The organism is Streptomyces sp. NPDC056161 (assembly GCF_042268025.1).
Taxonomy (GTDB): domain Bacteria; phylum Actinomycetota; class Actinomycetes; order Streptomycetales; family Streptomycetaceae; genus Streptomyces.
The window spans coordinates 123,137-141,602 of the sequence record NZ_JBHJUV010000023.1; the positions used below are offsets into that span (position 1 = coordinate 123,137).

General features: G+C 71.7%; 18 protein-coding genes and 1 pseudogene. 11 read left to right on the forward strand and 8 right to left on the reverse strand.

The genetic code is table 11. The annotated features are described in order from the left end of the window. Positions 1-810 precede the first annotated feature (810 nt). Genes ACFC09_RS22440 through ACFC09_RS22460 form a run of 5 tightly spaced genes read left to right on the forward strand, consistent with a single transcriptional unit; the run spans position 811 to position 4,620 of the window. Positions 811-2,556, forward strand: a complete 1,746-nt coding sequence (locus ACFC09_RS22440) for a sensor histidine kinase (protein ID WP_376531068.1) — start codon at positions 811-813, stop codon at positions 2,554-2,556. Positions 2,557-2,604: 48 nt separating this feature from the next. Beyond that, complete coding sequence (locus ACFC09_RS22445; protein ID WP_376531151.1) at positions 2,605-3,033, forward strand: roadblock/LC7 domain-containing protein; 429 nt, start codon at positions 2,605-2,607, stop codon at positions 3,031-3,033. Between the two features lie 2 nt (positions 3,034-3,035). Further along, positions 3,036-3,413 carry a DUF742 domain-containing protein gene (locus ACFC09_RS22450; RefSeq protein ID WP_376531070.1) on the forward strand — a complete coding sequence of 126 codons (378 nt, stop codon included), beginning with the start codon at positions 3,036-3,038 and terminating at the stop codon, positions 3,411-3,413. Further along, entirely contained in the window at positions 3,391-3,993 is a 603-nt protein-coding gene (locus ACFC09_RS22455) for an ATP/GTP-binding protein (protein ID WP_376531072.1), read from the forward strand. Before ACFC09_RS22450 ends, ACFC09_RS22455 begins: the two co-directional genes overlap by 23 nt. A gap of 30 nt (positions 3,994-4,023) precedes the next feature. Continuing rightward, on the forward strand, positions 4,024-4,620 hold the full coding sequence (locus ACFC09_RS22460) for a GAF domain-containing protein (RefSeq protein ID WP_376531075.1): 597 nt from the start codon (positions 4,024-4,026) through the stop codon (positions 4,618-4,620). 120 nt (positions 4,621-4,740) lie between these two features. On the opposite strand, the gene ACFC09_RS22465 is transcribed toward ACFC09_RS22460, so the two are convergent. From ACFC09_RS22465 to ACFC09_RS22490, 6 genes are all read right to left on the reverse strand, one after another. Further along, on the reverse strand, positions 4,741-5,976 hold the full coding sequence (locus tag ACFC09_RS22465) for an acyl-CoA dehydrogenase family protein (RefSeq protein WP_376531078.1): 1,236 nt from the start codon (positions 5,974-5,976) through the stop codon (positions 4,741-4,743). A 406-nt stretch (positions 5,977-6,382) separates the two neighbouring features. Next, positions 6,383-6,862: a hypothetical protein gene (locus ACFC09_RS22470; RefSeq protein WP_376531080.1), complete on the reverse strand. Its 480-nt coding sequence runs from the start codon at positions 6,860-6,862 to the stop codon at positions 6,383-6,385. After that, on the reverse strand, positions 6,846-7,337 hold the full coding sequence (locus ACFC09_RS22475) for an RNA polymerase sigma factor (RefSeq protein WP_376531082.1): 492 nt from the start codon (positions 7,335-7,337) through the stop codon (positions 6,846-6,848). The genes ACFC09_RS22470 and ACFC09_RS22475 overlap by 17 nt, the downstream gene beginning before the upstream one ends. Positions 7,338-7,463: 126 nt before the next feature. Then, complete coding sequence (locus tag ACFC09_RS22480; RefSeq protein WP_376531084.1) at positions 7,464-8,099, reverse strand: class F sortase; 636 nt, start codon at positions 8,097-8,099, stop codon at positions 7,464-7,466. After that, positions 8,096-8,506 (reverse strand): sortase-dependent protein, encoded by a 411-nt coding sequence (locus ACFC09_RS22485; RefSeq protein ID WP_376531086.1) that lies wholly within the window; start codon positions 8,504-8,506, stop codon positions 8,096-8,098. Before ACFC09_RS22485 ends, ACFC09_RS22480 begins: the two co-directional genes overlap by 4 nt. A gap of 131 nt (positions 8,507-8,637) precedes the next feature. After that, positions 8,638-11,736, reverse strand: a complete 3,099-nt coding sequence (locus ACFC09_RS22490; protein ID WP_376531088.1) for a GNAT family N-acetyltransferase — start codon at positions 11,734-11,736, stop codon at positions 8,638-8,640. A 196-nt stretch (positions 11,737-11,932) separates the two neighbouring features. On the opposite strand from ACFC09_RS22490, the pseudogene ACFC09_RS22495 reads away from it, so the two are divergent. From ACFC09_RS22495 to ACFC09_RS22510, 4 genes and pseudogenes are all read left to right on the forward strand, one after another. Then, positions 11,933-12,520: pseudogene (locus ACFC09_RS22495) on the forward strand (HhH-GPD-type base excision DNA repair protein); the annotation flags it as partial. 229 nt (positions 12,521-12,749) lie between these two features. Beyond that, positions 12,750-13,424 (forward strand): HdeD family acid-resistance protein, encoded by a 675-nt coding sequence (locus ACFC09_RS22500; protein ID WP_376531091.1) that lies wholly within the window; start codon positions 12,750-12,752, stop codon positions 13,422-13,424. Positions 13,425-13,503: 79 nt separating this feature from the next. Further along, a complete protein-coding gene (locus ACFC09_RS22505) occupies positions 13,504-13,818 on the forward strand; it encodes a hypothetical protein (RefSeq protein WP_376531093.1) in 315 nt (104 codons plus the stop codon). 71 nt (positions 13,819-13,889) lie between these two features. Then, positions 13,890-14,027, forward strand: a complete 138-nt coding sequence (locus ACFC09_RS22510) for a hypothetical protein (protein WP_376531095.1) — start codon at positions 13,890-13,892, stop codon at positions 14,025-14,027. Positions 14,028-14,481: 454 nt separating this feature from the next. Here ACFC09_RS22510 and ACFC09_RS22515 read toward each other — a convergent pair whose 3' ends face one another. Beyond that, positions 14,482-16,068, reverse strand: a complete 1,587-nt coding sequence (locus ACFC09_RS22515; RefSeq protein WP_376531097.1) for a helicase HerA-like domain-containing protein — start codon at positions 16,066-16,068, stop codon at positions 14,482-14,484. A gap of 105 nt (positions 16,069-16,173) precedes the next feature. On the opposite strand from ACFC09_RS22515, the gene ACFC09_RS22520 reads away from it, so the two are divergent. Together ACFC09_RS22520 and ACFC09_RS22525 are read left to right on the forward strand one after the other, a co-directional pair. Next, positions 16,174-16,470: a type II toxin-antitoxin system VapB family antitoxin gene (locus ACFC09_RS22520; protein ID WP_003999914.1), complete on the forward strand. Its 297-nt coding sequence runs from the start codon at positions 16,174-16,176 to the stop codon at positions 16,468-16,470. A 190-nt stretch (positions 16,471-16,660) separates the two neighbouring features. After that, positions 16,661-17,299, forward strand: a complete 639-nt coding sequence (locus tag ACFC09_RS22525; RefSeq protein WP_376531099.1) for a LytR C-terminal domain-containing protein — start codon at positions 16,661-16,663, stop codon at positions 17,297-17,299. Positions 17,300-17,804: 505 nt separating this feature from the next. Here the strand turns inward: ACFC09_RS22525 and upp are convergent. Then, positions 17,805-18,440: a uracil phosphoribosyltransferase gene (gene upp, locus ACFC09_RS22530; protein WP_376531101.1), complete on the reverse strand. Its 636-nt coding sequence runs from the start codon at positions 18,438-18,440 to the stop codon at positions 17,805-17,807. Positions 18,441-18,466 lie beyond the last annotated feature (26 nt).

Here is an 18,466-nt window from a genome sequence, read left to right on the forward strand (position 1 = left end):
GCTTGGGCGGGGTGGGTCGTTGGGTGGCTGCGGTGGTGTTGTGGGTGGTTGCGGAGTTCCCCGCGCCCCTGGGGGGTGGTGGGTTGTCGGGTGGCTGCGGCCGCGTCGTGGCTTGTTGCGCAGTTCCCCGCGCCCCTGGGGGTGGTGGGTTGTCGGGTGGCTGCGGCCGCGTCGTGGCTTGTCGCGCAGTTCCCCGCGCCCCTGAGGGGGGATAGGTCGTCGGTCGGCTGTCGGTGGGTCGTGGGTTGTTGCGGAGTTCCCCGCGCTCCTGGGGGGTGGTGGGTTGTCGGGTGGCTGCGGCCGCGTTGTGGCTTGTCGCGCAGTTCCCCGCGCCCCTGAGGGGGGTGATAGGTCGTCGGTCCACTGTCGGTGTGTCGTGGTTGAGTGCGCAGTTCCTCGCGCCCCCAAGAGGGGTGGTGGGGGCCGTGGGCGGGCCCCGGGAAGAGGAGTTTCACCAATATTTCACCGACTCGGGTTTCCCTGCTGTTACGGAGTCCGACTGAATCGTTTTGGCGGGTCACCACCCGCTATCGCCGATACCTGCGATTACGTCACTCGAAGGAGGGTGGCGTAGGGTGGCTGTCCTAATAACTGTCTGATTCCATGCCGGAGTTGACGGTTGGTCCGCGCTGCGCGCCGTGTGTCCCCACCTGCATGCCCGAGAGGACTCCGATGCCCGAAACCCCGCCCTATGCAGTGCGTTCAGAGCCCGGCCGGGTGACGGCGGCGGCTTCGGCGCAGCACAGACACGCCAGGCCCCCCACCCGGGACACGCCGAGTGATTCGGCCATTCGCTCCCAGCACTCGTCCGTGGTCCGGCTCGCGGTGCTGCCCGCGACGCTCATGGCGCTCCTCGCGCTCGTCGTGGTGTTCGTCGTCCTGCGCACCCAGGAAGGTACCGCCGACGCGACCACCTGGGCCGTGCTCACCGGCGGTGCCGTCCTCGGCTGCGCCGTGCTCGCCGGTGCCTGGCGCTCCGGCCGCGCCGCGAACCGGTCGGTGGCCCAGGGATACGCGTCGCTGCGTCAGGTCATCGCGGGCGCCCAGGCCGACCTCCAGGACGTGCTGCGCCGGCTGGAGCAGGGCGAACAGGTGGAGCAGCCGCCGTTCACGCACCAGGCCCCGCCGCAGAACGACCCGCTCGCCCGCATCGCGTACGAGATCAACGTCGGCATGTGGCAGGCCCGTACCGCCGTCGCGCGCACGGCGCAGTTCTCCCGCGCCTCCTCGCCGGACAGCGAGGAGAAGGTCGAGGTCTTCGTGAACCTCGCCCGGCGTCTTCAGTCGCTCGTGCACCGCGCGATCAACATGCTCGACCAGCTGGAGAACGAGGTCGAGGACCCGGAGCTGCTCAAGGGCCTCTTCCACGTCGACCACCTGGCCACCCGCATCCGCCGCCACGCGGAGAACGTCGCCGTGCTCGGCGGCTCGGTGTCCCGCCGGCAGTGGACCCGCCCGGTGACCCTGACCGAGGTGCTGCGTTCGTCGATCGCCGAGGTCGAGCACTACTCGCGGGTCAAGCTGGTGCCGCCGATCGAGGGCACGCTGCGCGGCCACGCCGTCGCCGACGTCATCCACCTGCTGGCCGAACTCGTCGAGAACGCCACGATGTTCTCCGAGCCGCACACCCAGGTCCTGATGCGCGCCCAGCGGGTGACCGCCGGTCTCGCCGTCGAGGTCGAGGACCGCGGCCTGGGCATGCCCCTCCAGGAGCAGACGCGGATCAACACGCTGCTCGCCGAGCCGGACCGGATCGACCTCAGCAAGCTGCTCGCCGACGGCCGTATCGGCCTGTACGTGGTGTCCGCGCTGGCCCGCCGGCACGGCATCGCGGTCCGGTTGCAGAGCAACATCTACGGCGGAATCCAGGCCATCCTGGTCATTCCGCGCGGCCTGATCGGCGAGGAGGCGGGCGAGGCCCCGGCCCAGGCGCCCGCCGAGGTGCCCCCGCAGGCCCACGCCCAGGCCCACGCCCAGGTCCAGGCGCAGACCCACGCCCAGATCCCCACGGCGCAGGCCCAGGCCCAGGTTCCGCAGGCCCAGATCCCCATGCAGGCCCACGCCCAGGCCCGGGTGCCCATGCAGAGCCAGGCCCAGATCGCGCAGGCGCAGGCCCAGGCGCAGATGCCCACGGGTCACGGTCACACCAGTCAGCTGCCCGCCGCGCAGATGTCCACGGCGCAGCACCCGGCCGGCCCCGCCGCATCCGCCCAGGCCGGTACCCAGCAGCCCCAGCAGCCCGGCATGCAGCAGCCGCTGCCGCAGACCCGGACCGCCGCCGCACCCGCGCCCGCGCAGCACTACGCGGGGGCACCGGCGGCACACCACGACCACGGTTCCCCGTACGGCGGCGGCAACGCCCACGAAGACCGGCCCCGGCTGCCGCAGCGCCGCGCGCAGGAGCATCTGGTGGCGGAGTTGCGGAACGGTCCCGTCACCCGCCGGGACGACGATCACGAGGTGGAGCACGATCCTGGACTGATGGCCAGCTTCCAGCGCGGAGTCAGCCTCGCCGACCACGAACCCGATGAGCCTCCCTTCGACAGCTCTCGCTGACCTCAGGCTCGGACTTGTAGCAAGGAGAAGAACGCCACCGTGAGCGACATGCATGCCGGCCAGTCGAAGAATCTGGACTGGCTTCTGGCCGGCCTCGTCCAGCGGGTCCCCTACACCCGCAGTGCTCTTCTGCTGTCTTCCGACGGACTGTCGAAAGCCTTCGACGGGCTGGAGACAGTTGCCGAAGCAGAACACCTGGCCGCCCTGTCGTCCGGCCTGCACTCGCTCGCCCGCAGCGCGGGCATGCAGTTCGCCCAGGGTGCCGACGTGCGGCAGGTGGTGGTCGAACTGGACACCGCGCTGCTGTTCGTGTGCGCGGCGGGCTCCGGGGCCTGCCTGGCGGTTCTCGCCGACCGGGAGGCCGACGCGGCGGTGCTCGGCTACGAGATGGCCATGCTGGTCAAGAGCGTCCGCCCGTACCTCGCCACGCCGATCCGCCAGCCGGCGGCCGGCGCCTCGATGGATCCGGGGCGCTGAGAATGACGGACGCCGAGGACGGTTCGTGGCTCGATGACGACGCCGGGCGGTTAGTACGTCCGTACACGGTCAGCAACGGTCGCACCCAGCCCTCGTCCCACTTCGACCTGCTCACCATGGTGATGGCCACCGGCACCCGGCCGCACACCTATCTGGGCCCCGACTACGACCAGGTCCTCGCGCTGTGCGGGGTGCCCATGTCGGTGGCCGAGGTGTCCGCCCATCTGCGGCTGCCGGCCGTCATCACCAAAGTTCTGCTCTCCGACCTCGTGACGCACCAGGCACTCACCACCCGGGCGCCGCGCGTCGTAGAGGCGGCCTCCCCGACCGACCGAAACCTCCTGGAGGCGGTGCTGCATGGTCTTCGCAAGCGGCTCTGACCCCTTTCCGACCGCCCTGAAGATCCTCATCGCCGGAGGCTTCGGGGTCGGCAAGACCACCTTCGTCGGAGCGGTCAGCGAGATCGAGCCGCTGAGCACCGAGGAGTTGCTGACCACGGTCAGCGCCCGCACGGACAGCCTGGTGGGCATCGAGGACAAGTCGACCACGACGGTGGCGATGGACTTCGGCCGTATCACGCTGAGCGCGGACCACATCCTGTACCTGTTCGGCACGCCCGGACAGGAACGGTTCTGGTTCATGTGGGACGAGTTGTCCAACGGGGCGCTGGGTGCGGTGGTCCTCGCCGACACCCGGCGCCTGGACCACTGCTTTGCCGCCGTCGACTTCTTCGAGCGGCGCGGCATCAAGTTCATCGTGGCGGTCAACGAGTTCGACGGCGCCTACCGCTACGACGGCGACGAGGTGCGGGCGGCCCTCGCCCTCAAGCCCGACGTACCCGTCGTGATGTGCGACGCGCGGCAGTGCAACTCCGGAACCCGCGTGTTGATCGATCTCGTCAAGCACCTGCTCGCATCGACTCCCGGCCATGTGCCCGCGGAGCTTAACCCGTCGCGCTGAGCCCCTCACCTCGACCGAATGGAGCCCTGCATGTCAGCCCCGGTTCCCTACAACACGTCCTACGACCCGACCAGCCATCTGCTGCTCACCCCGGAGGACCGGGACGCGCCCGCCCGGGTGGCCAGGCTGCGCGAACTCGGGCTGGGGGACCTCCCCGTGCCCGAGTTCGACGAGTTCGCGCGCAATCTCGCGCACACCACCGGCGCGCCGTTCTCGATGGTCAACTTCATCGACGAGAACCGGCAGTACTTCGCCGGTCTGTACGCCGCCGGCCGGCCGGGCGTGCAGCTGGAGTCGGCGCCGCAGCAGCAGCCCCAGGTGGGCCGGACGATGACCCGTGACCAGGGCTACTGCCCGCACGTCGTGGTCCGCAAGAAGGCGCTGGTGCTGGAGGACGTCTGCGACTATCCGCGGTTCGCCGGCAACCCCGTCGTGGACGAGATCGGCATCCGCTCCTACATGGGTGCGCCGCTGATCGACCGGAAGACCGGGATGGCCCTGGGCACGATCTGCGTCGTGGACACGGACACCCACCCGTGGGGCCGGGAGGGCCTGGCGACCATCAAGTCGCTGGCCGATCAGTTGTCGGACCGGATCCACCAGTTGGAGACCCGGGGCGGGATCTGAGCCACCCCGGCGCGGGGCACGGACCGTGTGTGCGGGCCGGGCGCCGGACCTGATGCGCGGGAGCCGCGGACACGGTGTCGTGTCCGCGGCTCTCTGTCCTTCGCACGGGTCCCTCCGCCGTCAGGCCGGGTGGCCGACCGTCTCCAACTGGCCCAGCCGGCGGCGCGGCTCGACGGTGCGGACGAGTTCGGCCAGCCGCTCGGACCACTGGCCCTTGTCGGTGCCCAGGGCGACCTCGCCGAGGCGCAGCAACTGGATGTCGGAGGTGCCGGCGGGGGCGTAGATGTGCTGGGCGTCGCGCAGGTAGCGCTCCACCGGACGGTCGGTGAACAGGCCGCTCGCGGCATGGATCTCCATGGCATCGCGGGCCGACTCGACGGAGGTCTCGTAGTTGAGGTATTTGGCGTTCATCAGTTCCGCGTCGCAGGGCAGCCCCTGGTCGAGCAGATGCACGGCGTGGTAGGCGGCCAGCCGGGCGGTCATCAGGCGTGACTTCATCCTGCCGAGCCTCAGCTTGATGCTGTTCAGCTGGGCGAGCGGGGCGCCGTACCGTTCGCGTTCGATGCACAGGGCGGTGGTCTCCTCGAACGCGGCCTGGTGGATGCCGAGCGAGACCGCCGTCAGGTTCGGCCGGCCGTACAGCACGCTCGACGAGTAGGCGACGGCCAGGCCCTGGCCCTCGCCGCCGAGCAGATTGGCCGCCGGCACCCGGCAGTTGTCGAAGATCAGCTCACCGAAGCTGAAGCCGTGCAGGCCCATGGCGGGCTGGTGGGGGGCGAGCGAGAAACCCGGGCGGTCGGACTCGACGAGGAAGGCGGACAGCCCCTTCGAACCCTCGCCGGTGCGTACGACCACGCCGTGCACGTCACCGACGTGGCTGTTGCCCACGAAGACCTTGCGGCCGTTGAGGATGTAGTCGTCGCCGTCGCGGACGGCGGTGGTGGCCATGCCGAGGACGTGGCCGCCCGACTCCGGCTCGGTGGTCGCGATCGTCGGCAGGCAGTCGCCCGCGGCGACGCGCGGCAGCCAGGTCCGCTTCTGCAACGCGCTGCCGAAGTGGATGATCTTGGCGACGCCGAGCTGGGAAGCCTGCACCATGGCTCCCATCGCCCCACAGACTCGGGCGAGTTCTTCAATGATGATGGTCTTGGCCAGATGTCCGGCCCCCATCCCGCCGTACTCCCGGCCGATGGTCACTCCGATCCAGCCCTGCCGGGCGATGAGCCCGGACAGTTCGTACGCGACCGCACGGGAAGATTCCATCTCGGATATCCGCGGACGTACTTCCCGCTCGGCGAACTCCCGCACGTGACGCCGTAGATCCTCGTGCCATCCGCTGGTGAAATAGCGTTCCACAACCCCTCCAACACGCTGCCTCCGAACCCGGCTGGATCCAGAGGTCGTTCGCAGGCAGTGGTTCCTCGCCCCAGGCTGACCGCCCAAAGAATTGTCTAGTTATCGATCCATCTCAGCCAAGATCAGTTGGAGATGTTGACTGAAATACGGCATCTTGCGCGCTCTCTCCCGGGTGCGATACGGCGGGCCACCTGCTCACGACCGAACACACTACGGAGAGAAACCACTCACAGGTGAACAGGGGTTACCCGGACAAGGACGCAGGCTAGCCCACCAGGCAATTGCCTGGTGGGCGAACCGGGTGGGACATCGACAACTGGTCACCGTCCGCATGGCCAATAAGAGGGTCAGTTCCGCTTTATCCGCACGGATCAACCGTCGCAGATCGGCCAACGTCCGGAGGCGGTCAGCGAGGGACGGACCGCTCGGGGGTGGGGACCCTTCCGGATACGGCACCGGACGCGGACCTCGGCGGTGGTTCCGGGGTGCGGCGGGACTGCTCGCTCGGCGGCACCCGGGTGCCGCGCGCGGTGGCGGGACCGGAGCCCTGGTCCTGGGACGCCGGGGCCGGCGTGGGCACCGTGGACGGGGTCGGGACCGGGGGCGCGGACGGCTTCGGCGTGACCGAGGACGGCGGGGCCAGCGGAACCGTCGGGGAAGCGGGGGTGGACGAGGCCAGGTGCAGGGGCAGCGCGACGAGGGCGGCCACCGCACAGGTCAGGCCGGCACCGGCCGCGGCACGGAGCAGCTTGCGGCGGGCCGCGGTTCGGCGGATCGCCGCGTAGCGGCCGGCGGGCGGACCGAGATGCTCGGCCGGGGGCCGCAGGATCACCGCGAGAGGATCGTCGGGCGCGAACTCCGGGTCGTCGTCAAACCGTGTGGTCAAGGCTTCTCCTCAGGTGGACGCGGAGCAGTTCCCGGGCCGCGTGCAGATCGGCCTTGACGGTTCCTTCCTTGCGTCCGGTCAGCACGGACACCTCCCGGATCGGCATGTCAGCGTAGTAGTGGAGGAGGATCGGGACGCGCAGCCGTTCCGGCAGGGACTGCACGAGGAGACGTACCGAAGGATCCGGCGCCTCGGCATGCGGGCGGACGGCGGCCTCCGTGCGGACACGGCGTACGGCCCTGCGTTCGCGCTCCAGTCTGCGCCAGTGGTCGCGGACGATGTTGGCGGCGGTGACGTACAGGAAGCCGCGGGGCTCGTCCACGGACGTCCAGCGGGCCCAGAGCCGGGTGAACGCCTCGGAGGCGATCTCGTGCGCCGTCTCGTCGTCGTCGACGAGACGGCGGCACCAGCCGGCGAGACGTGGGTACAGGGCGGCGAACAGTTCGGACGCTGCCGTGTCGCGGGACCGTTTCAACGCTCTCCAGGGTCGTACTGCCCCTCGGGGCACCGGTGGGGGTCGGGCGGTGGCACCCGTGGGGAAAGATGCCGGGCCCACGGGTCGCGTTCCACCGGCCCGGCCACGGTCCCGGGCTCCCGCCGGTCAGGGCGCGGCGGCGCTGAGCGCGGCGAACACGAGCACGTTGTCGGGGTAGCCGTCACCGGTGCGGGGGCCGCCGCAGGTGATGAGCCGCAACTCGGGCCGGTCCACGTCGCCGTAGACCTCGTCCGACGGGAAGTCCGCCTTGGGGACCGTCCGTACGCGGGTGACGGCGAACTCCGCCTGCCTGCCGTTCTCCAGGACCGCCACGATCTTCTCACCGGCGCGCAACTGCGCCAGGTGCCGGAAGACGCCGTCCCCGTAGGAGCCGACCGTGACATGGCCGAGCAGGACCGACGGCCCGACCTGCCCCGGCGTCGGCGAGTTCCGGTACCAGCCCGCCCGGTCGTGCGCGGTGACCGGGGGGACCTGGACGGCGCCGTCGGGCTCCAGGCCCAGTTGCAGGAGCGGGGTGTCGACGCCGATGGCCGGGATCCGCAGCCGGACCGGGACCGAACGGCCGAGCGGCCGGGGCGCGGTGCCCGCACTCCCGGCCGTGGCGGGCACCCCGCCCACCACGGCCCCGCCGCCGACCGCCTTCCCCGCTCCGTCCCCGCCGTCCCCGCCGTTCCCTGCGCAGCCCGCGAGCAGCGCGGCCAGCGCGGCGGTGGCGAAGGCGCGCCTGGAGAGCGCGGTCATGCCCCGGTGGTCCCGGCGGCCCGCCGACGGCGTACGACGAAGACCGCGCCACCCGCCGCGACGAGTGCCGCGGCGGCGCCCCCGCCGAGCAGCCCGTCCCGCGAACCGGACGCCGAGGACGGCGCCACCACCCCGGTGTCGGGCGCGCCCTTGGGCACGACGGAGACCTGGCCCGGCGTCCTGGCCGGTGCGGCACCGGATGCCCGGGAGGGAACCGCGCTCGGAACGGCGGTGGCGTCCTTCGGCGCGGACGGAACCGGGGTGGCTTCCTTCGGCGCGGACGGAACGGGGGTGGCCTCCTTCGGCGCGGACGGAACCGGGGTCGGCCCGTCGGCGAACGCGGGCGCGGCGCCCGCCAGCACGGCGGTGGCTGCGAACGCCACGAGGCTCAGCACAGTACGGCGCATCGAATCGCTTCCTCTCGTCTCACCGCCCGGTGGTCGGCGGGCGGTTGTGGATCGAGCGGAGAGACGAGGTGGCAGGGGAACGGGTTGTAAAGAGATGGCAAAGTCCGGAAGAGGTCCCGCCGCGACCGCCGTCAGGCGCCGGCGTCCTCCTCCGGGAAGACCGCCGCCCGGTCCAGAAAGGCCAGTTGGGCGTGTTTCTCGGGCAACTGGACGTCGGGGAGGTCGACTTCCGGGAGGACGACCGCGGGACCTGCCACGAAACCCGACTTCAGGAAGCGGGCGACGGCCTTCTCGTTGCGCACGTCCGGGTCGACCACGATCCGGCGGCGGCCCAGGCCGCGCAGCACGTACGCCGTGAGCACCGAGAGCAGCGCCGCCGTCCAGCCGGGCCGGGTGCCGGCCGGCCCGGCGGGAGCGAGCAGCAGATGGATGCCGATGTCCCCGGAGCGCGTCTCGTAGCACTCGCCCACCCGGTCGGCCGCGGGCTCGTAGGTCTGGAACAGCGCGACCGGTTCGCCGTCCTTGGCCATGAGGAAGGCGTGGTGGGTGTCGAGGGTGGCCAGGTGGGCGTAGATCTCGGCCACCTGGTCCTCGGTGAGGCCGTTCATGCCCCAGAAGACGGCGCGTTCCTCGCTGACCCAGGCATGGACCACGGCGGCGTCGGCCCGGGGATCGAGGGGCAGGACGCGCACGGTGCCGAAGCCGTCGACCCGTTGCTCGTGGACGGCCTCACGGACAGCGGCGTACGGGGTTCCAGAACCCGGGTCGCCGTACGGACCGGGGTGCGGACCGGGGTATTGGCCGGGGTATGGGCCGGGGTTCGGACCAGTGTCTGCATCGTCGTACGGATCAGCATATGGATGGACATGCGGGTCGACATGCGGGTCGGTGTGCGGGTCGGGCATCGTGGTCTCCCTCGTGAGGCGGGTCCAGTCGGTGACGACCGGGACGAGTTCGCCCCGGACCCACAGGTCGAGCTGATCGCGGTGGTGGGGTGCGCCGGGAACCCCGTCGGCGCCGAACGGCACCACCCAGCGGCTGTCCTCGCGGCGGGCCAGGTCCCAGACGTAGCGGGCGGCCGGGCCGCGCGCGGCGAGGTCGGTGAGACCCGGTACGGCGGAGGTGCACAGCACGCAGTCGTGGTCGCCGGACAGGCCCGGTTCGGCTTCCGGCCGGTACGGCGTCCCGGGCCGCGCGCGCCAGGGGGCGAGCCGGTGGGTGTCGGCCCAGGTGCCGGACGGCGGCGTGGCGGCGACCTCCTCTACGGCGGCGCGGACGGCGGCGGGGCGGTCGATGCCGTACAGCTTCTCGGCCGTCAGCAGGTGTTCGAGGGCGTAGCCGATGCGAGGGACGAGCGCGAGCCAGGGGAGCAGGACGTCCGGGTAGGCGGGCGGCTCTGCGAGCGGGGCGAACGCCGGGTGTGCCGCGAGGTGGCGTACGACGGCGCCGCGCACCGCCGCGTACGCCGCGGCGTCGGAACTGTCCGCGTCCATCCGGCGGTTCCAGGCCAGCAGGCGGTCGCGGAGCCGGGCGGCCTCGGGAGTCAGGCCGTTGAGGGCCGCCAGCCGGGCGAGCAGCGGACCGGCGGAGGCGAGGTGGGTGTCGGTGTGGATCGCGGCCATGTCGGCCGCGGACCAGACCCGGCGCCCGTCGAGGAGGGCGCGGATGCGGTCGGCGCGGTGCGGCGGGGCGAACTCGACGCCGAGGGGGGCGGCAGGGCCGCGCTGGTTCGCCATCACGGCGATGCCGTCGGTCAGTCCGGCGCGGGGCGTCGAGTGCCGGCCCCGCCAGGCGTACGCCGACTCCCAGGCGGGCACCGGCCGCAGCCGGTTGACCCCGGCCCGCTCCGGCACCCAGCCGGCGACCCGGTGCAGCAGCCCGCCCTCGGTGTCGGCGGCCTGCACGACGTTCACCGGCTCGACCCAGCGGTCGAAGGCCCGGTCGACGTCACCGACCCGGCGGGCCCGCAGCAGCGGCAGGAGCGCGCCGAACCCCAGATCCTCGGTGACCCGGGGCGGGAAGCGGAGGGCGAGGGCGAGGGGGGAGGAGAGGGGAAGGGGGAGGAGGGGGGTGCTGGGGGCGCTCGGGACGGTGGGGACGCCGGGGGCTTCGGGAGTACTCGGGACCTTGGGGACGCCGGGGGTTGCGGAATCCGCGAGAACCGCCGCGTGGAAGCCCTCCTCCGCCGGGACACCACCTGGGCCCTCCGGTCGGCCACCCGGGCTCTCCGGTCGGCCACCCGGGGCCTCGGGCATGCCGTCCAGGCCCTCTGGTACGCCGTCCGGGTCCTCCGCTACTCCGTCCAATCCCTCCGGTCCGCCGACGATCAGCGGGCCGCGGTCCGTCTCGATGATCTCGATCTCGACCGGGGCCTCCCCCGCCACCCGCACGGTCTCCATGTGCCGGTGTGCGCGCCGCCAGTCGCCGTCGGGCCCGAGCGCCTCCACTCCCGCGCCGGTACGGCGCAACCGCTCGCGGTACAGGTCCTGGTAGTCGGCCATCGCGTTGGTGATGGACCAGGCGACCGTGCCGGTGTGGCCGAAGTGGGCGATGCCGGGAACGCCCGGCACGGCGAGGCCGACGACGTCGAACTCGGGGCAGGCGAGCCGGATCTGCTGATAGACGCCGGGTTCCTCGACGAACCGGTGCGGGTCGCCGGCGAGGACCGCCCGCCCCGTGGCGGTGCGCGCGCCGCTCACGAGCCAGCCGTTGCTGCCGGTGCTGCCCGGCCCGTCCGTGGCGAACAGCCCGACGGCGTCGGGCCCGAGGTGCCGTGCCGCCCACTCCCGCCACAACTTGGCGGGGAATCCGGCGAACAGGACGTGCGTGCCGAGCCAGACACCCATCGGCGTCCACGGCTCCCAGCGGCCCGGTGCGAGCCCGGCCCCCGTGAACTCGGGTGCGCGGCGGGCCCCTCGGCCCAGTCCCTCGTTGACCCCGTCGACGTACGCCCGTACCCAGTCCGCCGTCTCCGGGTCCCGGCGCTCCAGGGCCGCGAAGCAGCGTCGCGCGGTGTCGTCGAGGCGGGCGCGGCGGGCGAACACGTCCCAGGACAGGGCCTCGGCGCCGAGGAAGGAAGCCGAGGTCCCGCACGAGCGGTGCCGTTCGACCTCCAGTTGCCAGGCGCGGTCGAGAGCGGTGACCCGCCCCTGCGCTCGGGCGAGTTCACGGACGCTGTCGGCGCGCAGGTGCGGGATGCCCCAGGCGTCGCGGTAGATCTCGGTGCTCACACCAACCCTCCCATTTTTAGGTTAGCCTTACCTAATTATCTTGGGTAGGTGCAGGAATCGTACGCGAGCGGCGAGAGGGTCGAGGCCCAGGGGGCGGGCGAGAGGACACGGCCCGGCGCGGCGGGCGGCCACCCGGCCGAACGGCGCCCCCTCCCCTTGGCGCGCGACCAGGGCCGACGCACGGCAGCATCGACTCATGGACGTGACACTGCACCTCGCCCAGGACCCCGAGGCCGACGCGCTGCTCGGCCGTAGTCCGCTCGCCGCGCTGATCGGCATGCTGCTGGACCAGCAGGTGCCGATGGAGTGGGCGTTCCAGGGCCCGGCGACCATCGCGCGACGGCTCGGCGCCGAGGACCTGGACGCACACGAGATCGCCGCCCAGAACCCGGAGTCCTTCGCCGCGCTGCTCTCCGAGAAACCAGCCGTGCACCGCTACCCCGGCGCCATGGCGAAGAGGATCCACCAGCTGTGCCAGTACCTGGTCGACCACTACGACGGGGACACCGAAGCCGTCTGGCGGGACGTCGACAGCGGGGCAGAACTGCTGAAGCGGCTGGAGGACCTGCCCGGGTTCGGACGGCAGAAGGCACAGATCTTCCTTGCGCTGCTGGGCAAGCGGCTCGGGGTACGCCCCGAGGGCTGGCGCGAGGCCGCCGGAGTATACGGGGAGGCGAAGTCCCATCGGTCCGTCGCCGACATCACCGGGCCCACGTCGCTGGCCAAGGTGCGCGCGTACAAACAGGAACTGAAGTCGACGGCGAAGACGACGAAGACGACGAAGACGACGAAGACGACGAAGAAGGACACCGGTACGACGCAACAGACGACTGCCGGTACGACGCAGATGACCGCCGGTAGGGCGAAGACGACGGCCAGGACGGCCAAGACGGCCAAGACCGCCGATGGGTCCGGGAAGCCGGGAAGATCCGGAAAATAGCGTCAGCCGGGTGTGTCAGCCGGGTGGCCCGTCCCGGGTGGCGGGCCGCTCAGGGCCGATCCCAGCATGGAGCATGACCGAGCCACCGAGCAGCGGCTCCAACTGGGGCCCCGAGTACGACGACCGCAAGGTCCACGCCACCCACCCGGCGACCGCGACCGGCCGCCACGAACCCGAGCCGCCCTTCGAGGGGCCACTGCACGCCCTGTCGCGCGCCGCCTGGCAGGTCGTCCTGCTCACCGGCGTCGCCTCGTTCATCCTGGGCATCCTCGTCCTGGTCTGGCCGGGCGTCTCGTTGCTCATCGCCGGTGTGCTGTTCGGCATCTACCTGGTGGTGAGCGGCATCTTCCAGTTGTCCGCCGCCTTCGGCACGCACAAGGCGACCTCGCTGCGCGTACTCGCCTTCATCAGCGGCGCGCTGTCGATCGTGCTGGGCCTGTTCTGCTTCCGCGGCCCGATGCAGTCGATCCTGCTGCTCGCCCTGTGGATCGGCATCGGCTGGCTGATCCGCGGCATCACCCAGACCCTGGCCGCCGCCTCCGACGGCGCCATGCCCGCGCGGGCCTGGCAGATCTTCCTCGGGGTCGTCACCTTCATCGCCGGGATCGTACTGATCGTCTCGCCGTTCGATTCGATCGCCGTCCTCACCGTGGTCGCCGGGGCCTGGCTGGTCGCCGTCGGCATCGTCGAGATCATCACGTCCATCGGCATCCACAACCACGCCAGCCAGGTGCCCCGCGCCGTGTGACGACGCTCCGTACGCCGTGCGAGCGGATCCCGCAGCCATCGCGATGAACGCCGAACGCCCCGCGGGGAGATGACCTTCCATGAGCAGCGCGCGCACCCTCCGGTCCGGCCGAGTCCGGCTGCGGGTGCTCGTGCTGCTGCTGGCGCTGCTGGTGCCGGGCGCCCACGCCGAGGCGCACGCGACACCGATCGTCGTCGGCGACATCGTCCAGCACGACGGCCTCGACACGGCCCTGCGGCCACCGTCCCGGGCCGTCCACCACCCCCTGGCGGCCGCCGGCCCCTCGCCCCTGGCCGATCCGCCGACCGCTGCCCCGCACGCCCCTCCGCTCCCCCTGCCGCCCCGGCCCCCGCACGCCCTGCGCGCCCGCTGTTCCGTGGTCCTGCGCTGCTGAGACGGACCCACCCTCCCCAGGTCCGTCAGCACCCCAGGCAGCACACACGAGGAACCACGAGGAACACGGCCATGCCCTCAGACCCGTACGCGGTCCTGCGCGCCCTGCTGCGCGCGGAGGCCCTGCGCAGCGCAGCACCGAAACCGGACACGGACCAACCGAAGCCGCATCAGCAACCCGTGAAGCGGCCACGCGGCTGGCGCGATTGACCCATCGCCACGCCCTCGATCGCCCCCGATCGACAACCTCGACACGATGGCCGCGACCGACGTGGTGGTGCCGGGCACAGCACGACTCCCGGCACCACCACGTCGCCCCATCACGTCCATGCGATCTCTATGCGATCTCTATGTGATCTCCATGCGATCTTCCATACGCCCCTCAGCCCACCCCCGCACCCCGCACCCCGCACCCCTACATCCCCTTCCCGCGCCCCGCGCCCCCTTCCCGCGCCCCCTCCCAGTGCCCCGCGCCCCCTTCCCGCGCCCCCTCCCAGTGCCCGGCGCCCTTCCCCGTACCCCCCACCCCCGCACACCCCCCCACCCCCGCACCCCCCACTCCCTCCCCACACCCCCCCACCCCCTCCCCGTACCTCGCGCCCCTCCCAGCGCCCCGTACCCTCTCTCCACCCCCCCCGGGCTCAACGCTTCCTGTCTGTCACGGTCAACGCCTTCTGCGGGCCGTGCCGAACAGGGAGCGGGTGATCTCCCGTCCGAGCTGTGTGCCCACGGAACGGGCGAGGGACTTGAACATGCCGCTGCCGACGACCTGTTCGACCAGGGTCGGCTCCTCCTTCGGCGCCCCGCCCCGCCGCGCCGGAGCCTGCGGCTGATCCGGCCGCGGCTGCTCCTGCGCCGCCGTCAGTTTCTCGTACGCCGACTCGCGGTCCACAGCCTGTGCATAACGCCCGTACAACGGAGACTCCCGCACGGCCCGGTCCAGGGCGGCGGCGTCGACGGGGCCCATCAGGGACTCCGGCGCGCGCAACCGGGTCGCGGCGACCGGGGTCGGCGCACCTTTCTCGCTGAGCACGGTGACCACGGCCTCGCCGGTGCCGAGGCCGGTGAGCAGTTCTTCGAGGTCGTACGCCGAGTTCGGGAACGTCTTCACGGTGGCCTTCAGAGCCTTCTGGTCCTCCGGGGTGAAGGCCCGCAGCGAGTGCTGGACCCGGTTGCCGAGTTGCGCGAGGACGTCGGAGGGCACGTCCTTCGGGGTCTGGGTGACAAAAAAGACGCCGACCCCTTTCGAGCGAATGAGCCGCACGGTCTGCGTGATCGAGTCCAGGAACGCCTTGGACGCGCCGTCGAACAGCAGGTGCGCCTCGTCGAAGAAGAAGACCAGCTTCGGCTTGTCCACGTCGCCGACCTCGGGAAGGTCGTGGAAGAGATCGGCCAGCAGCCACATCAGGAAGGTCGAGAACAACTGCGGCCGGTCCTGCACGGCGGGCAGTTCCAGGACGGAGACGATGCCGCGGCCGTCGTCCGCGGAGCGCAGGAAGTCGCCGGGTTCGAACTCCGGCTCGCCGAAGAAGTCGGCCATGCCCTGCGCCTCGAAGGCGGTGAGGGAGCGCAGGATCACCCCGGCCGTCGCCGTCGACAGCCCGCCGATCGCCTTCAGTTCCGCCCTGCCCTCCTCGGAGGTCAGGAACGCGACGACCGCCCTGAGGTCCTTGAGGTCGAACAGTTCGAGGCCCTTGGTGTCGGCGTAGTGGAAGATCAGGCCGAGCGACTGCTCCTGGGTCTGGTTGAGCCCGAGCACCTTGGACAGCAGCACGGGACCGAAGCTGGTGACCGTGGCCCGGACCGGGATGCCGTGCCCCACCCCGCCGAGGGCGAAGAACTCGGCGGGGAAGCCGGTCGCCGTCCACTGCTGGTGCACGTCCGCCGCGCGCCCCCGCACCCGGGCGTCCCCGGTGCCCGGCGCCGAGATCCCGGACAGGTCTCCCTTGACGTCGGCCAGGAACACGGGAACGCCCTGCACCGACAACTGCTCGGCGATCAGTTGCAGGGTCTTGGTCTTGCCGGTGCCGGTGGCGCCCGCGACCAGACCGTGCCGGTTGAGCATCGGGAGCGGAATGCGGACCTGCGCGTCGGGCAGGCACAGCCCGTCCCACAGCAGAGCGCCGAGATCCAGCGCCGGGCCCGCGAAGGCGTACCCAGCGGCGATCTCCAGGGCCTCCTTCGGCAGTGCGGGAGCGCTCCCGCGCATTTCCGGGGAAGTGGCCGGCCGCACGGTCTCGCTGTCACCCATCTCGGACCCCTATTCCCGATATGCCCTGATTTAGGGCGCCTTTTCCAGCGTCGCACTCCGTCGCCACGGCTGCGCCCGGAACGTGTTGACCGGTAGGCTTTCCGTGTGATCTTCAAGCGCATCGGAAACGGCCGGCCGTACCCCGACCACGGCCGGGAGAGCACCCGGCAGTGGGCGGACGTCGCACCGCGCCCGGTCCGCCTCGATCAGCTCGTGACGACCAAGGGCCAACTCGACCTGGAAACGCTCCTCGCCGAGGACTCGACCTTCTACGGCGACCTCTTCGCGCACGTCGTGAAGTGGCAGGGCGACCTCTACCTGGAGGACGGACTGCACCGCGCGGTGCGTGCGGCTCTCCAGCAGCGCCAGGTGCTGCACGCGCGCGTGCTCGAACTGGACTGACCCGCGGAGCCGACCGTACCGGCCCGAGCGACCCGACTGGCCACCCTCCCGGCCCCACACCCACCAGTCGGCTGTCTTCGGCCCCACCAGTCGGCCGTCTCCGGCTCGACGGTTGACCCTTTCGGGTTCTCCTGCGCCATCGAATGATCATCTAGTAGGCACGGCAGCCCAGGCGCACTACGCTGCGGCCATGAGCATGCTGACTCCCCCCGGCATGGGCGGCAAGTACCGGATCACGGGGGACAAATACCCCAGGATGCGCCCTCGTCGGCGGCGCGGCAGGTTCGCGTTCGGGCTGGTTGCCGTGGTCGCCGTACTCGCCCTGATCGGTTGGGGGACCTGGCAGCTCATCGACGTCTTCACCGGCGGGAAGAAGGCGTCGGCGGCGAACGCCGAGCCGGACTGCCCCACCGGGACCGACGCCTCGGCGAGCCCGGCTGCGACGGTGCCCCGGCCCAGCGGCATCACCGTGAACGTCTACAACGCCACGCCGCGCACCGGCCTTGCGAAGACCACCGCGGACGAGCTGAAGAAACGCGGCTTCAAGATCGGCGAGGTCGGCAACGCGCCGACCCAGTTCGATCAGAAGATCAAGGGTACGGGGATACTGCTCGGCCCCGACTCCGCGCGGAACACCACGCTGCCCGTCCTCGCCACCCAACTCGGCGGCGCAGAGCGTCGTACCGACGCCGGACGCAAGGGCACCGCCCTCGACCTCATCATCGGCACCGCCTTCAAGGGTCTCGCGAACCCGGCGGACGCCGAGAAGGCGCTGGCCGCGCTGGCCCCGTCCAAGACGACGCCCGCCACGTCGAAGAAGAACTGCTGACGCGTCCCCCGCGGTCGCCCGCGGCGGGAAGGGGACGGGGCGGGGGGTGTCCGCCCGCAGCGGCCGGCATCCGTCACCGGTCCCCCCATCGACGAGCATCAGCGCCGGTCCGAGGACGGACACCCCCCCCCCCCGCCCCCCCCCCCCCCCCCCCCCCCCGCGCGCCCCCCCCCCCCCCCCCCCCCCCCCCCCCCCCCCCCCCCCCCCCCCCCCCCCCGGCCCCGACCCACCCACCGCGACCAGGCGCTACGCACGCCCCCACCACCCCGCACGGGCGCCGCAGGCACCTCACCGTGCACAGTCACGAACCGGCACGGGCGCCGCAGGCACCTCACCGTGCACACTCACGAACCGGCACGGGCGCCGCAGGCACCCCACCGAGCACGCCCACGACCCGCACAGGCGCCGCAGGCACCCCACCCCACACGCCCGCGACTCGCACAGACGCCGCAGACACCCCACCCCACACGCCCGCGACTCGCACAAGCGCCGCAGGCACCCGGCGCTACTCGGCAGCGCCGTACAACCGATCCCCCGCGTCCCCCAGGCCGGGAATGATGTAGCCCTGCTCATTGAGGTGGTCGTCGACCGCGGCCGTGACGACCGTGACCGGGGTACCCGCGAGTTCGCGCTCCATGACCTCGACGCCCTCCGGGGCGGCGAGCAGCACCACGGCGGTCACGTCGTCGGCGCCACGCCTGATCAGCTCCCGAATCGCCGCGACCAGCGTGCCGCCGGTGGCGAGCATCGGGTCCAGGACGTAGACCTGCCGGCCGGAGAGATCCTCCGGCATCCGGGTGGCGTACGTGGACGCCTGAAGCGTCTCCTCGTTGCGGATCATGCCGAGGAAGCCCACCTCGGCGGTCGGCAGCAGCCGGACCATGCCGTCCAGCATGCCGAGCCCGGCGCGCAGGATCGGCACCACCAGCGGGCGCGGGTGGGACAGTTTGACGCCGGTGGTCGTGGCCACCGGCGTGGTGATGTCGACCTGTTCGGTACGTACGTCCCGGGTGGCTTCGTAGGCCAGCAGGGTGACCAGTTCGTCGGCGAGTCGCCGGAAGGTCGCGGAGTCGGTGCGCCGGTCGCGCAGCGTGGTGAGTTTGTGGGCGACCAGGGGGTGGTCGACGACGTGGAGACGCATGCTCATAACAGTAACCGCGCCCTTGC